Source organism: Rhizobium acaciae, assembly GCF_025941625.1.
Lineage (GTDB): Bacteria > Pseudomonadota > Alphaproteobacteria > Rhizobiales > Rhizobiaceae > Rhizobium > Rhizobium acaciae.
Window position 1 is genome coordinate 152148 of the sequence record NZ_JAPCZO010000009.1, and the last position, 14499, is coordinate 166646.

Sequence of the window (14499 nt, forward strand, 5' to 3'; positions counted from 1 at the left end):
ACATCAAGTCCCGTTCGGGCGCCTGCTCTTTCAGAACGGGGCGGTGCTCCCCGTCTGATTTGGCTTCCGCTCTACCGGAACATGTACATCCCAACGTCTCATCACGATGTTCGGCACCGCGGCCGTGCATATGACCATCACGCTCGGTTTCGAGCGGCCATAGCTCTTCGGCGTCCACGGTGTTTGGAGCGGAACCGCACATCGGGGAACCAGCGTCTTCATGCGTGTCCCTCGTGGAGCGATCGGTCTCGATGCTCCAGGAGGCGAGGCACAGTGCGCAAGCAGACAGGGCGGCGCTAAGGCGTATCGATCGAAGCAATGGTGCGCAGTCAGCAGCCAAATGGGTCACCTCCCGGGAAGCGGAAGACTATCCAAATACGGCACGAAACTTCAAGGTCCGTCTGCGGAATCCAGGGCCTTTGATGCGCGAACGGAGCGCGTCCCATCGATCCTGCGCCAGTGCGGCCGACGATGCCTGCGCATCGCAAATTGGCAGTTTCAGTGGAACAACCGCGGCCAACGGAAGTTTGCCTTCAAATCAAACTCGAGCGGCGGCCGATGTCATTCTCTCCAAACCAGGGTGTGTTGAGCACCCCACCCCGGATCTATTATGTCAATCCACTCCTTCTTCAGGGTATCGATGCGTGGCGCGAGGTTTTCGACCATGCTGCGGATACCGGTTTCGATCGCGTACTGACGGCACCTCTCTTCGATCGGGGCGGGGAGCGCAGTATCTTTGCCTCCCAGGATCTGGCCCGCCTCGATCCTCAACTGTCGCTTGGAAACTCCGTCGAGGATGGGGTGGGGCGTCTGGCGGAGGCCGCCCGCAAGAGCGGCATCGCCCTGATGATGGACCTGATGCTCGACGGCAAGGCCCGGGATCCCAAGGCGGGCTTTCGCCCTGTCGATCCGAGACGCTCGCCTTTGGACCCGGCGGAACCGATGACCGCGATGGAGGCGGAGTCTCGATCCCAGCTGTTGGAAGAATGGACCGAACGGCTGCGAGGGCTGGCCGGTCTCGGCCTCGCCGGCTATCGGGCGCTCGGGATCGATCGCATTGCGCCGGCGGCTTTCAAATCGTTGATTGCCGCAGTGCGCGAGAAGGCGGACGCGCAATTCCTCGCCTGGACGCCCGGCACTGATTTCGGCGTGAGGGACGCGGTCAAGAATACAGGCTTCGATGGATGTTTTTCATCGATGGCCTGGTGGGATTTTGACGAGAGATGGTTCATCGAAGAACACCGCATCCAGAAGCAGCTTGGCTGGCAGATCGCTTTTCCCGAGCCGCCATTCGCCAGGCGGATCGCGCACGGAACCGAGAGCCGCGAAATTCTCGAACGGCGCGCCATTAGGGCGCTGCGCCTTGCCGCCTCGCTGGGCGGCGGCATGATGGTTCCGATGGGCTTCGAATATGGCGCCGCCACACCACTCGATCCGACCCATGGGAATGGAACGGGTTTGCGGGGGCTCCGCCATGATCTCGCTTTCGATATCTCCTCCGAAATTCGCCTTGCGAACACCGAGATCGGCAAGAAACCCCATGCGCCGGCCTCATCGCTTCGGCTCATCCGCAACGCCAACGGACCGGTCTCAGCACTGCTACAATCGGCGGCGGAAGACCTTCGTAGCGCCGAGAATGTGCGATTCATCCTGCTCAACAGGGACCTTCGAACAAGTGCACTCGCTCCAGTGACCGCACTGCGCGAAGCAGCCTCCGGTTTTCTGCCCGCCGCAGCCGACGGCACGGCTCTGCGGCTGCGGGCAGGGGAGACCCTGGTGGTCGAAGGCAAGGCGCCGGCGCCGATTACATCCCGGCCGATCCTCGATATCGAGCAAGCGGTTGCTTCGCCGCGGCTCGCCATCGAAAACATCATCCCGCGGGTCGATGATGGGCGCTTTCCCGTCAAGCGGGTGGTCGGCGACATCCTCACCGTCGAGGCCGATATATTCGCCGACGGCCACGATCCGATCGCCGCGGTCCTGCTCTGGCGGCCGCTCGATGCGCCGGATTGGAACGAGGCGGAGATGCAGCTGGTCGAAAACGACCGCTGGCGCGCGGAATTCCTGCTGGAGCGCATTGGACGTTATGAATTTGCCGTCGAGGCATGGAAGAACCCGTTTGCGATCTTTCGCTACGAGCTGACGAAGAAGAACGATGCCCGGCTGGACCTGAAGCTCGAGCTGCAGGAGGGGTTGAACCTGGTTCGTTCGGCTGAGACGCATGCAGGTGCCGCGCTCGGCGCCGACTTGAAGGCCCTCGTCAGCAGCCTCGAAAGAGCTTCCGATGCCGAGCGCACGGCAATTCTGCTCGATGCCGGAACATCGGAATTGATGAACAAGGCGGACAGGCGGCCGTTTCGGCTTCGCTCGACGGCAAGCGCCGTCGATGCCGAACGCAAGGAGGCTGCCTTTGCCAGCTGGTACCAGATCTTCCCGCGCTCGCAGAGCGGCGATCCGGACCGGCACGGCACCTTCGACGACGTCATTCCGCGATTGCCCGCCATCCGCGACATGGGCTTCGATGTGCTCTATTTCCCACCGATTCATCCGATCGGCTCGACCAACCGGAAAGGTCGCAACAACAGCCTGAAAGCCGGGCCTGATGACCCTGGAAGTCCCTATGCCATCGGCTCCGAGGACGGCGGCCACGACGCCATCCATCCCGAGCTCGGCGAGTTCGAGGATTTTCGCCGGCTGGTCGAGGAGGCAGGCCGGCATGGCCTGGAGATTGCTCTCGACCTCGCGATCCAGGCGTCGCCGGATCACCCCTGGCTGAAGGAGCATCCCGGCTGGTTCGACTGGCGTCCCGACGGCACGATCAAATATGCCGAAAACCCGCCGAAGAAATACGAGGACATCGTCAACGTCGATTTCTACACCAGAGATGCGCTGCCTTCGTTATGGGTGGAGCTCAGGGATGTCGTCCAGCTTTGGGTGGACCAGGGCGTCAAGCTGTTTCGCGTCGACAATCCGCACACAAAGCCCTTTCCGTTCTGGGAATGGCTGATCGGCGATATCAGGGCTCGTCATCCCGATGTCGTCTTCCTCTCGGAAGCCTTCACCAAGCCGAAGGTCATGTACCGGCTGGCAAAGATCGGCTTCTCCCAGTCCTATACCTACTTCACCTGGCGCAATGCCAAGTGGGAGCTCGAGCAATATATGCGGGAGCTGACGGAGACTGCGCCGAAGGAATTCTTCCGCCCGCATTTCTTCGTCAACACCCATGATATCAATCCGGATTTTCTTCAGAACGCGCCGCGCCCTGCCTTCCTGATCCGCGCAGCACTTGCCGCCACCCTTTCGGGATTGTGGGGCGTTTATAACGGTTTCGAACTTTGCGAGGGGCGTCCCGATGCCAAGCGCAAGGAATATGCCGATAGCGAGAAATACGAAATCCGCGCCTGGGACTACGACCGGCCGGGCAATATCATTGCCGAAATCAGGACGCTCAATCGCATCCGGAACGAAAACACCGCGCTGCATTCGCATCTCGGGCTGACGCTGCTGAATGCGCGAAATGACAATATCCTGTTTTTCGCGAAGGCGAGCCGTGCCCGCGACAACGTCCTGCTTATCGCCATCAGCCTCGACCCTCATAATTTCCAGCAGAGCGACGTCGAGCTGCCGCTCTGGCACTGGTCGCTGGGCGACGGCGGCACGCTGGATGCCGAAGATCTGATCGGCGGGCATCGTTTCAAATGGACCGGCAAATGGCAGAGCATCAGTCTCAATCCTGAGGTCCTGCCCTATGCGATCTGGCGTATTCGCTCAAGGGAGGCATGAATGGACACGATGAATGCAGATAGCGCGCCGCAGCCGCTCTGGTACAAGGATGCGATCATCTACCAGCTGCACATCAAGTCGTTCTACGACGCCAATGGTGACGGGGTCGGCGACTTTGCCGGCCTGCACCAGAAGCTCGATCACATCGCAGCCCTCGGGGTCAATGCCATCTGGCTTTTGCCTTTCTTTCCCTCTCCGCGCCGAGACGACGGCTACGACATCGCCGACTATGGCAGTGTCAGCCCCGATTACGGGACAGTTGAGGACTTCCGGGCTTTCGTAGACGCTGCCCACCAGCGCAATATCCGCGTCATCATCGAACTCGTCATCAATCACACCTCCGATCAGCATCCCTGGTTCCAGCGCGCGCGCCAAGCGCCGGCAGGATCGGCAGAGCGCGACTTCTACGTCTGGTCTGACACCGATCAGAAATTTCCGGAAACGCGCATCATTTTCATCGACACGGAAAAATCCAACTGGACATGGGACGCGGTCGCCGGCGCCTATTACTGGCACCGTTTCTATTCCCATCAACCCGACCTCAATTTCGATAGCCCCCTTGTCATGGAGGAATTGCTGAGGGTGATGCGCTTCTGGCTGGAAACCGGCATCGACGGTTTTCGTCTCGACGCGATCCCCTACCTCGTCGAACGCGAGGGGACGATCAACGAAAACCTGCCGGAAACCCACGCGATCCTCAAACGCATACGTGCCGCGCTCGATGCCACTCATCCCGGCGTAATGCTGCTTGCCGAGGCCAATCAATGGCCGGAGGACACACGCGAATATTTCGGAGACGGCGACGAATGCCACATGGCCTTCCACTTCCCACTGATGCCGCGCATGTATATGGCGATCGCCAAGGAGGACCGGTTTCCGATCACCGATATCCTGCGCCAGACGCCGGAGATTCCAGACAACTGCCAATGGGCGATCTTCCTTCGCAACCACGACGAGCTGACGCTTGAAATGGTGACCGACGCCGAGCGGGACTATCTCTGGGAGACCTATGCATCCGACAAGCGTGCCCGCATCAATCTCGGCATAAGGCGGCGCTTAGCGCCGTTGATGGAGCGCGACCGCCGGCGGATCGAGCTGATGAACGCGCTTCTTCTCTCGATGCCGGGAACGCCGGTTATCTATTACGGCGACGAGATCGGCATGGGCGACAATATCTATCTCGGCGACCGGGACGGGGTGAGGACGCCGATGCAATGGTCTCCGGACCGCAATGGCGGCTTCTCCAGGGTAGACCCGGCGCGTCTCGTCCTGCCGCCGGTCGCCGACCCGCTCTACGGTTTCGAGGCCGTCAACGTCGAGGCGCAGAGCACGGATGCGCATTCGCTGCTCAACTGGACGCGCAAGATGCTGGCGCTGCGCGGCAGGCATCCGGCTTTCGGGCGTGGTTCGCTGCGTTTCCTCTCACCGGAGAATCGCAAGATCCTTGCCTATCTCAGGGAATATGAAGGCGAGACCCTGCTTTGCGTCGCAAACCTCTCGCGGCTGCCCCAGGCCGTCGAACTCGACCTGTCGAGCTTCGAGGGCCGTGTACCCATCGAATTGACCGGCATGTCGCCCTTTCCGCCGATCGGCCAGCTGACCTATCTGCTGACATTGCCGCCCTACGGCTTCTTCTGGTTCCAGCTGGAGGCCGATGCCGACCCGCCGGCATGGCGCACCGCGCCGCCGGAGCAGCTTCCCGATCTGGTGACGATGGTCATCCGCCGCGGCCTGCTCGATCTTGTCGATGAACCCAAGCTTGGGCGCGTCCTCAGCACCGAAATCCTGCCGGCCTATCTCGCGAAACGGCGGTGGTTCGGGGCGAAGGACCAGGCGCTTCAGGCGGCACGTCTGATCTCTGCAACGCCGATCCCGTTTGCCGACGGCATCGTTCTCGGCGAATTGGAAGCCGTGCTGCCGAACCACAGCGAATCCTACCAGCTGCCACTGGCGGTCGCCTGGGACGATGCGCAACCCTCTGTGCTGACCCAGCAGCTGGCGCTCGGACGGATTCGCCAGGGCAGGCGCGTCGGTTTCCTCACGGACGGATTTGCCGTGGAGGCGATGGCGCGCGGCATCCTGCGCGGACTTGGCGACCGCTCGCGCATCACCGGCCGTACCGGCACTCTCGAATTTCTCGGCACGGAGCGGCTCGATCGCCTCGCAGTCACCGACGACCTTCCGGTCCATTGGCTCTCGGCCGAGCAGTCCAACAGCTCGCTGATCGTCGGCGATCTCGCGATGATCAAACTGATCAGGCACATCTTTCCCGGTATTCATCCAGAGGTCGAGATGACGCGCTTTCTCACCCGCGCCGGCTACGAGCACACCGCACCCTTGCTCGGCGAAGTCGCACACACCGATTCCAGCGGACGCCGTTCGACATTGATCATCGTCCAGGGCGCCATTCGCAATCAAGGCGATGCCTGGAACTGGATGCTGAACAATCTGCGCCGCGGCGCTGACGAACTCGTGCTGAACGATCCGGCCGTCCAACCGGGCGATGACGTCTTCCAGCCGCTGATCAGCTTCGTTGCTATGGTCGGCCTCAGGCTCGGCGAGCTGCATGTGGTGCTTGCCGGGGAGACCGGGGACGAGGCCTTCAGCCCGGTGGTATCAGGCGACAGTGAGGTCGAAGCGATGAAGAAGGCCGTTGCCGGCGAGGTGGCCTATGCCCTGTCGAAGCTTGACGAGCGCGCGGAGAATGCCGATCCCGCGATCGACCTGCTTGCGGCACCGCTTCTCGAGCGTCGCTCCGAACTCGTCGAGCTCGCCGCGACGCTGGCGGAGAGCGCCCGCCATACGCTGATGACGCGCACGCATGGCGATTTCCATCTTGGCCAGATCCTCGTCAGCGAAGGCGATGCCGTCATCATCGACTTCGAAGGCGAGCCTGCGAAAAACTTGACCGAACGCCGCGCCAAGACGAACCCGCTGCGCGATGTCGCCGGGCTTTTGAGGTCGCTGAGCTACCTCGTGGCCACCGCCCAGCTCGATAACGATGCGGTCATCGAACATGAGAACGAAGTCCGGCGCGAGGCGATCGCCCGCTTCGGGCGCCATGCCGAGGCAGCCTTTCTTGATGCCTATTCGCGAGCCGTCTCCGTATCGAAGGAGCTTGACATGCCAGCCAATCAAAGACGAAAGGTTCTCGATGCCTTTCTTCTCGAAAAGGCCGCCTACGAGATCGCCTATGAGGCCCGCAACAGGCCGAAATGGCTTCCGATTCCGCTATACGGCTTTACCGAAATCGTATCGCGTCTGGCGGGGGTCAAGGCATGAATGTTGAGCGCTCGGAACTCCTGGCGGGCATCGGACAGGATGCGTTATGGGCCTTGATCGAGGGGCGCCACGGCGATCCGTTTTCGATCCTCGGTCCCCACGAAAGCGGCGGCATGACGATCGTGCGGATATATCTGCCTGGCGCGGAAGCGGTCGATCTCATCGATGCGACGAGCGGCCGGGTGGTGGCACCTTTCAGCATCGCCCACCCGTCCGGCTTGTTTGCGGCGACGGCGGCCTCGAGGACGGGATACCGGCTGCGGATCACATGGCCGGATGCAGTCCAGATCACCGAGGATCCCTACAGTTTCGGTCTGCTGCTTGGAGAGCTCGACCTTCATCTGATATCGGAGGGCACTCACTACAGTCTAAGCCGCACTCTCGGCGCGGTAGCCATGTCGATCGACGGGATATCGGGTGTTCGTTTCGCCGTCTGGGCTCCGAATGCCCGCCGCGTCTCGGTCGTCGGCGACTTCAATGCCTGGGATGGGCGGCGAAACCCGATGCGGCTGAGGCAGTCTGCGGGTGTCTGGGAGCTGTTTATTCCGCGGCTGGCTCCCGGCGAGAGATATAAGTTCGAGATCGTCGATGCTGAGGGGACCTGCCTGCCGCAGAAGGCCGATCCGGTCGCGAGGGCGAGCGAGGCCGCCCCATCCACCGCGTCCATCGTCGCATCGTCGACGCCGTTTCGATGGACCGATGACGGCTGGATGAGAGGCCGGTCCCGGCAAGACAGGCTGGAGGGTGCATTCTCCGTCTATGAGGTGCACGCCGGTTCGTGGCTTCGTGATCAAAAGGACGGCAACAGGTCGCTCGACTGGGTCGAACTCAGCCAGCGGCTCGTTCCCTATGTCAGCGACATGGGTTTTACCCATATCGAGCTGCTTCCGATCATGGAGCATCCGTTCGGCGGGTCCTGGGGTTATCAGCCGCTCGGTCTCTTCGCTCCGACCGGCCGATATGGGACGCCTGAGGATTTCGCCTATTTCGTCGACCGGTGCCATGGCGCCGGGATCGGCGTCATCCTCGACTGGGTGCCGGCCCATTTTCCCACAGACGTCTGGGGGCTTGCCCGCTTCGATGGCAGCGCGCTCTACGAGCACGAAGATTCGCGCGAAGGCTTTCACCGCGACTGGAACACGCTGATCTACAATCTCGGCCGCAACGAGGTGAAGGGCTTCCTGATCGCCAGCGCGCTGGAATGGCTGGAGCGCTACCATATCGACGGTTTGCGGGTCGACGCCGTTGCCTCGATGCTCTACCGCGACTACAGCCGCAACGAGGGCGAATGGATTCCCAACCAATATGGCGGTCGCGAGAATCTGGAAGCGGTCGAATTCTTCAAGCATCTGAACAGCATCATTCACGAGCGCTGCCCGCACGCGATGACGATCGCCGAGGAATCGACGGCCTGGCCCGGGGTGACGAAGCCGCCGGAGCAAGGGGGGCTGGGCTTCGACATCAAGTGGAACATGGGCTGGATGCATGACAGCCTGAGCTACATCGAGCAGGATCCGATTTACCGGAGTTACGCCCATGGCACGATGACCTTCGGCATGATCTATGCCTATTCCGAGCGCTTCATTCTGCCGATTTCACATGACGAGGTCGTCTACGGAAAGGGCTCGCTGCTGACGAAGATGCCGGGCGACGAATGGCAGAAATTCGCCAATCTGCGCAGCTATCTCGCCTTCATGTGGGGCCATCCCGGCAAGAAGCTTTTGTTCATGGGGAGCGAAATCGCTCAGCCGAGCGAGTGGAATCACGACGGGTCGGTGACCTGGGATGTGCTGGACCAGCCTCAGCATGTGGGGATCCAGCGGCTGGTGAAGGATCTGAACGGCCTTTACGGGGACGAGCCGGCATTGCAGTTCGGCGACTTTCATTCCGAGGGTTTTGAATGGGCGGCAGCCGACGACGCCGTCAATTCCGTCCTCGGCATGCTCCGTTATGCGCCCGACCGCGCTTCGTCGGTGCTGGTCATGTCAAATTTCACGCCGGTGCCGCGTTACGGCTACAGGATCGGTGTGCCCAGTGACGGTGTGTGGATCGAGCGGATGACGACGGATGCGCGGGAATATGGAGGCTCGGGCCTGGTTAACGGCGCGGTGTCGACCGAACCCGTGCCCGCCCATGGCAGGCCCGTCTCCCTGTCCCTGACGCTGCCGCCGCTATCGACGATTTTTCTGCAGGGGCCGTCGCCCTGACCCGCGCGGCCGCGGAACGGTCATCTCGGTGGCGGTTTCACCGTCACCTGAGATAATGGATATGCGGGCGCGAATGATAGGGAGAGGTTTCGATACGGGCCTCGACGGAGAAGACATTCCTTAAAAGATCCTCGCTCAACACGTCCTGCGGCGCGCCGGAGGCGACGATCCTGCCATGCTGCATGATGATCAGCTGGTCGCAGAACATGGCGGCATGGTTGAGATCGTGCAGGGCGACGATGCTGGTAATCGGCAGGCCGGAGACGAGCCGCATCAGGCCGATCTGGTGCTGGATATCGAGATGGTTTGTCGGCTCGTCGAGGATCAGTTCCTGGGGCGACTGGGCGAGCGCCCTTGCGATATGGGTGCGCTGCTTTTCGCCGCCCGACAGGCTCTGCCAGCGGTCGTCGCGCTTCTCCGCCATGCCGGCGCGCGCCAGCGCCTCTTCCACCGCCTCTTCGTCGGCCCCCGTCCAGCCCGAGAACATCGATCGGTGCGGAAACCTTCCGAGCTTGACGACGTCGACCACCTTCAGATTGGCATTCGTCGTCGCATGCTGCTCGACGAAGGCGATCCGCCGGGCAATCGAGCGGCGGCTGATCGTGCCGATATCGCTGCGGTCGAGCGTGACGCGGCCGGAATGCGGCCGCTTCAGGCCGGCCAGAAGCCGCAGCAGCGAGGTTTTGCCCGAGCCGTTCGGTCCGAGCAGACCAAGCATCCGGCCGGGCTGCGCCTCCATGGAAACGCCATCGAGAATGGTCTTCCTGCCAATTTTCCAGATGAGGTTGTCGGCCTTGATGCTCATGATGCGCGCTGGAACCGGTAGAGGATGATCGAGAAGAACGGGACACCCACCAGGGCCGTGACGACCCCGATCGGCAGGATCTGGTTCGGAATGAGGGCGCGCGCGGCGATGTCGGCGAGCACCATGAAGATCGCCCCTGCTATAGCGCAGGCCGGCAGCAGGCGGACATGCAGCGGCCCGACGACAAAGCGGGCGACATGCGGCACGACAAGGCCGACGAAGCCGATCGACCCCACCATGCTGACGATTGTGGCCGTCATCATCGCCGTCAGCGCGAAGAGCACCATCCGCGCACGGCCGACATTGACGCCGAGCGAGGATGCCGCCTCGTCGCCGAAGGCGAAGGCGTCGAGCACGCGGGCGTAAAACAGGCAGCCGACGAGGCCGATGCCGACGATGATCGAGACCAGCGCGAATTCCGGCCAGCGCACGCCGCCGAAACTGCCGAGCAGCCAGAACATGACGTCGCGGGCCTGCTGCGCATTGGCCGAGGTGGTGACGATGTAGGAGGTCGAGGCGTTGAAGAGCTGCGATGCGGCGACGCCGGCAAGGATGGTGCGATCCGCGCCGCCGCGCGTGCCGTTCGAGAGCAGCGCCACGAAGAAGAAGGCTGCGAAAGCGCCGGCGAATGCGCCGGCCGAGAGCGACACCGCGCCCGAGCCGATCCCTAGGATGACAATCGCGACGGCGCCGGTAGAGGCGCCGGCGGAGATGCCGAGCACATAGGGCTCGGCAAGCGGATTGCGCAGCAGCGACTGCATGATCGCGCCCGACAGCGCAAGGCCCGCGCCGCAGAAGGCGGCAACGAGCGCCCGGCTGAGACGATAATCCCAGATGACGGTCTCATGGATGCGGTTCAGTTCGACCGCGGTCCATCCCAGCCGGTTGGTGACGGCCGAAAACGTGGTTGCAAGCGGGATCGGCAGGTCGCCGATCCCGACGCTGACGCCAATGGCGATAGCGATGAGGCAGAAAGAGGCGAGGAGCAGTGCGAGGATGGCTCCCAGTTGCCGGAAGATACGGCCCGCTTCCGTCACTTCAACAGACCGAGAGCCTTTAGCTGGCCGGCCACCTGCTCAGCGCCGTAGACCGTGCGGACGGTCGGGTTCATGGCCTGGCCGTCCATGATCACGATCGCCTTGTTTTTGACGGCAGGGATCTGGCTGACGGCCGGATCGGTGTTCAGGAAATTGATCTTGGCCTCCGGCTTGTCGAGCTCCCAGCGGTTGCGGTCGAGACTGGCGACGACGATGACGTCGGGATTGGAGGCGATGATGCCTTCCCAGCCGAGCGTCGGCCATTCCGCTTCCGCTGATATCGCGTTGTGGCCGCCGAGCAGGTCGGCGATGAAGCCGGACGCGCTGTTCTTGCCGCCGAGATAGGCGTCCGCCGACGGGCTGGGGCTGGAGAACCAGAAGATGTAGGAAAGGTTCTTGCCGTCCTTCGAAACGCTGGAGCGAAGCTTGGCTTCGCGCGCCTTGAAGTCGGCGATCAGCGCCTGGCCGCGATCGGCGACGTCGAAGATCTGCGAGAGTTCATCGATTTCCCTGTAGAGAAGATCCATGTTCCACAGCTCGGCGCGGCTGCCGTACTGGTCCTTGACGTCCTTGGTGCTGAGGCAGGTGCTGGGCGAGAGATAGGTCGCGACACCCACCTTGTCGAAATCCTCGCGCTTGGCGATCTTGCTGTTCGGCCCGACCAGGCTCGGCAGAGCCACCGCCACGAAGTCGGGATTTTCGGCGAGCATCGATTCAAAGGTCGGCATCTCGACGGTCAGAAGCTTGACCTTGGCATTGGCTTCTGCGAGCTGCGGCAGGACCTTGCTCGGCCAGAAGGCCGTGCCGGCCATCTTGTCCTGAAGGCCGAGCAGCAGCAGAATTTCAGCGCTGTTCTGGCCGAGGCCGATCGCCCGTTCGGGCGCCTTCTGGAAAGTCACCTGCGCGCCGCAGTTTTCCAGTGTCAGCGGGTAGGTCGTCGAGCCGGCCAAAGACGGATTTGCGGCAAGGCCGATGATGGCGGAGAGGCCGCAGGCGGCCAGAAGCGATTTAAGGCTGGTCACGAAGAAATTCCCCGGTGCGTGAGTATATCCGGCCGCCGTATAGCCTCACAAACAGGCAGAAAACAAGACCAAACAAATCAACTTATCGCAAAATTGCAGCGCATTGCTGCGAGGGCAACGTGCCATCATCCGTTGAACTGCAGCCGCGTTCGCCGTCTAAACAGGGCCGACCGGGGACAGCGACTTGCCGTAGACTTCGAGGATCGCGGCAATCTCCTTGAGGATGCCGGAGAGCGGAAGCGTGCCCTTTCTGTTGAACGCCATGTCGTCACGTTCGAAAAGGGCAAGGCAGATCTCGCTCGAATGGTGGCGCGACTGGTAGGCGAGACCGTCCGGCTGGTCGACATGGTCCCAAAGCGCGTCGGTCCAAAGGCCGCATGGTTCGTAAGGGCCGGTGGAAATGGCATTATCGGTGCCGAGTGCCTGCAGGCCGGTTCCGTGCATGCGCACGATCCTCAGCGGTCTGATACAGCTGAGTTCACTGATGGCGCGGGTGGTGATTTCCGTCATGGACACCATCAACCGCTGGGGATTCCGCAGGATCGTTTCCGCAAGCGCTCCCCTGCGGCTCATCCCGACATAGAGAATTCCGAAACGTCCGCGTGCGCTGTCGAAACGATTGGTGGGGGCAATCCCGGGGCCGGGTCCAAAGAAGATGGGATCGAGATGCGTCTGATGAACCTTATGGAGAACCTGCCCGGCCGCAATGAGGTCGATCGGCAATGGCGAATGGGCGAGCCAAGGGGACGGGGGCAGTGCAGCTCCCGACGGCCCTCTGCCTGCATTTGCCGGCATCAGGCAAAGCCGTCGGAGGTTTCAATCCGAATCAGACGCCGGACTGCTTCGCGATCGCCGTCGCGGAGCGCCTGCAAGGCTGTCCGACCACCGAGAGCCGTATCGGAAGCGAGCAGAAAATCCAATGCGATCCAAGGACCGGCGGCGGCAAAACCACGTACGACGTCGGAAATCCCCGCGATCACCTCACCTTGATCCAGCTGGCAGAGCGGATAGCGCCAGTCGCTGCCTTCGCGTACGGCAAGCAGCGTGCCGGCTCGCCGCCTCTTGTCGACGGCCTGTCTGCTGATGCCGAGGATCCGTCCGGCGTCCTCGGCCGACATCGTCCCGCCGGCCCGTTCGATGAGATTTTGCCGATGCTCGACGTTGCGAGCCAGCGCCGGAACAAGCGGATCGAGATCGTTTATCGCCGCGCCCACCATATCCGAGCGGCTGAGAAGCTGCGCCAACGATCCGGCATCGGTCGGGGCTGAAAGCGCATCGGCCAGGTCCTTTGCCTGCACATTCGCCGAAATGCGCTCCAGCGCCGATGTCGCGCGTCGCAGAAACGCGGTCCTGATGGAATTCGGCTCTTCCTGCACTGTGACGGGACCGGATACGTGGCGGACCATCGAGCGGCTCCTAGGTTGACAAGGTATTTATACAGCAGTTGATGGTATGAAGTCAACCAAGGGGAGGTGCCCGAAGCGAACCCGCTCCGATGTCGATAGCATCCAGGGTAAAGCCTTCGAACATGCTCAGTTCAGCTTTCCCACGAGCTTGGCATAGTCCGAAAATGTCAACCGTTCGCCTCTCCTGCCTGCCTCTTCGGCGAGCTGCAGCACACGGATGGGGAACAGGATCGCGGCGCGGTTGGCGTCCGACAGTTCATGGTCGTCATCTTCGTCGACTGCCTTCTTGGCTTTCGAGAGCGCGGCATTCAGTTCCCCGCTGGTAAGCAGTTCCTTCTCGACGATCGCATCACATATCGACGCCATCGCCATGATCAGGCCCTTGAGCTGGAGGTTGGCCGTATTCATGAGAACTCCAGGGAAACGAGGGGATCTGCGACGATGGCGCTCAGGCGCATCGCCGATAGCGCCGCAGCATTGCTACATCAGTCCGATTCGACCGCCCGGATCGTATCGACGGCGACGGCGCCGTCGAGGATCCCTCGCGTGACATCGCCCCTGTTCCGGTCGATCTCGATGACGGTGTAAAGCTTGTCGTCCCGAAAGGCGCTGGCATTGACCGTCGTCACATCCTCGGCGGGAGCCGCATCCACTTCCATGAAATCGAGCTCACGAGCCGCGGCGACGATCCTTGCGTCACCGGCCGTTCTGGCGGCGACGACGACGATGCCGTGTCCGGGGGAATTGTCCCATCTCGGATCGTCGGATGCTGCGATCGGCTCCAACCGGTAGATGTTGAGCATCTCGCCGCCGGCATCGGGCGACGCTTGCGCAGCGGCGTCATCGATTTGCGCCTGGCTCTCGACCGACTTTCCGAAAGTGGTCGGGCTGGTCGCGTTGTTGATCTCTTCCTTGCCTGTCCTTGAGACGTTCGACATGTCGCTCTCCATTTCAGGA

10 protein-coding genes are annotated in these 14499 nt (G+C 62.1%); 3 read left to right on the top strand and 7 right to left on the bottom strand.

All coding sequences use genetic code 11. The features are described from left to right. Window positions 1–558 precede the first annotated feature (558 nt). From OLZ32_RS16285 to glgB, 3 genes are read left to right on the top strand one after another with little or no spacing between them, the layout of a single operon-like run. Window positions 559–3783 carry an alpha-1,4-glucan--maltose-1-phosphate maltosyltransferase gene (locus tag OLZ32_RS16285; protein ID WP_026160243.1) on the top strand — a complete coding sequence of 1075 codons (3225 nt, stop codon included), beginning with the start codon at window positions 559–561 and terminating at the stop codon, window positions 3781–3783. Next, on the top strand, window positions 3784–7065 hold the full coding sequence (gene treS / locus OLZ32_RS16290; protein ID WP_017991416.1) for a maltose alpha-D-glucosyltransferase: 3282 nt from the start codon (window positions 3784–3786) through the stop codon (window positions 7063–7065). It abuts the gene before it with no gap. Beyond that, window positions 7062–9272 carry a 1,4-alpha-glucan branching protein GlgB gene (gene glgB, locus OLZ32_RS16295; RefSeq protein ID WP_264421807.1) on the top strand — a complete coding sequence of 737 codons (2211 nt, stop codon included), beginning with the start codon at window positions 7062–7064 and terminating at the stop codon, window positions 9270–9272. The genes treS and glgB overlap by 4 nt, the downstream gene beginning before the upstream one ends. A gap of 43 nt (window positions 9273–9315) precedes the next feature. On the opposite strand, the gene OLZ32_RS16300 is transcribed toward glgB, so the two are convergent. The 7 genes from OLZ32_RS16300 to OLZ32_RS16330 all read right to left on the bottom strand — a co-directional run bounded on the left by OLZ32_RS16300 (window position 9316) and on the right by OLZ32_RS16330 (window position 14492). Next, a complete protein-coding gene (locus tag OLZ32_RS16300; RefSeq protein WP_017991414.1) occupies window positions 9316–10077 on the bottom strand; it encodes an ABC transporter ATP-binding protein in 762 nt (253 codons plus the stop codon). Beyond that, window positions 10074–11114, bottom strand: a complete 1041-nt coding sequence (locus OLZ32_RS16305; protein WP_017991413.1) for a FecCD family ABC transporter permease — start codon at window positions 11112–11114, stop codon at window positions 10074–10076. Before OLZ32_RS16305 ends, OLZ32_RS16300 begins: the two co-directional genes overlap by 4 nt. Then, window positions 11111–12136, bottom strand: coding sequence for an ABC transporter substrate-binding protein (locus OLZ32_RS16310; protein WP_017991412.1), 1026 nt, complete (start codon window positions 12134–12136; stop codon window positions 11111–11113). Before OLZ32_RS16310 ends, OLZ32_RS16305 begins: the two co-directional genes overlap by 4 nt. 156 nt (window positions 12137–12292) lie before the next feature. Beyond that, a complete protein-coding gene (locus OLZ32_RS16315) occupies window positions 12293–12931 on the bottom strand; it encodes an RES family NAD+ phosphorylase (RefSeq protein ID WP_017991411.1) in 639 nt (212 codons plus the stop codon). After that, window positions 12931–13542 carry a helix-turn-helix domain-containing protein gene (locus OLZ32_RS16320; protein WP_017991410.1) on the bottom strand — a complete coding sequence of 204 codons (612 nt, stop codon included), beginning with the start codon at window positions 13540–13542 and terminating at the stop codon, window positions 12931–12933. Before OLZ32_RS16320 ends, OLZ32_RS16315 begins: the two co-directional genes overlap by 1 nt. Before the next feature lie 126 nt (window positions 13543–13668). Continuing rightward, window positions 13669–13950, bottom strand: coding sequence for a hypothetical protein (locus OLZ32_RS16325; RefSeq protein WP_017991409.1), 282 nt, complete (start codon window positions 13948–13950; stop codon window positions 13669–13671). A gap of 77 nt (window positions 13951–14027) precedes the next feature. Next, a complete protein-coding gene (locus tag OLZ32_RS16330; RefSeq protein WP_017991408.1) occupies window positions 14028–14492 on the bottom strand; it encodes a hypothetical protein in 465 nt (154 codons plus the stop codon). Window positions 14493–14499: the final 7 nt, after the last annotated feature.

Coding starts and splice junctions, on each gene's coding strand:
- OLZ32_RS16285 (WP_026160243.1), top strand. CDS start 559: ATGTCATTCTCTCCAAACCAGGGTGTGTTGAGCACCCCACCCCGGATC.
- treS (WP_017991416.1), top strand. CDS start 3,784: ATGGACACGATGAATGCAGATAGCGCGCCGCAGCCGCTCTGGTACAAG.
- glgB (WP_264421807.1), top strand. CDS start 7,062: ATGAATGTTGAGCGCTCGGAACTCCTGGCGGGCATCGGACAGGATGCG.
- OLZ32_RS16300 (WP_017991414.1), bottom strand. CDS start 10,077: ATGAGCATCAAGGCCGACAACCTCATCTGGAAAATTGGCAGGAAGACC.
- OLZ32_RS16315 (WP_017991411.1), bottom strand. CDS start 12,931: ATGCCGGCAAATGCAGGCAGAGGGCCGTCGGGAGCTGCACTGCCCCCG.
- OLZ32_RS16320 (WP_017991410.1), bottom strand. CDS start 13,542: ATGGTCCGCCACGTATCCGGTCCCGTCACAGTGCAGGAAGAGCCGAAT.
- OLZ32_RS16325 (WP_017991409.1), bottom strand. CDS start 13,950: ATGAATACGGCCAACCTCCAGCTCAAGGGCCTGATCATGGCGATGGCG.
- OLZ32_RS16330 (WP_017991408.1), bottom strand. CDS start 14,492: ATGGAGAGCGACATGTCGAACGTCTCAAGGACAGGCAAGGAAGAGATC.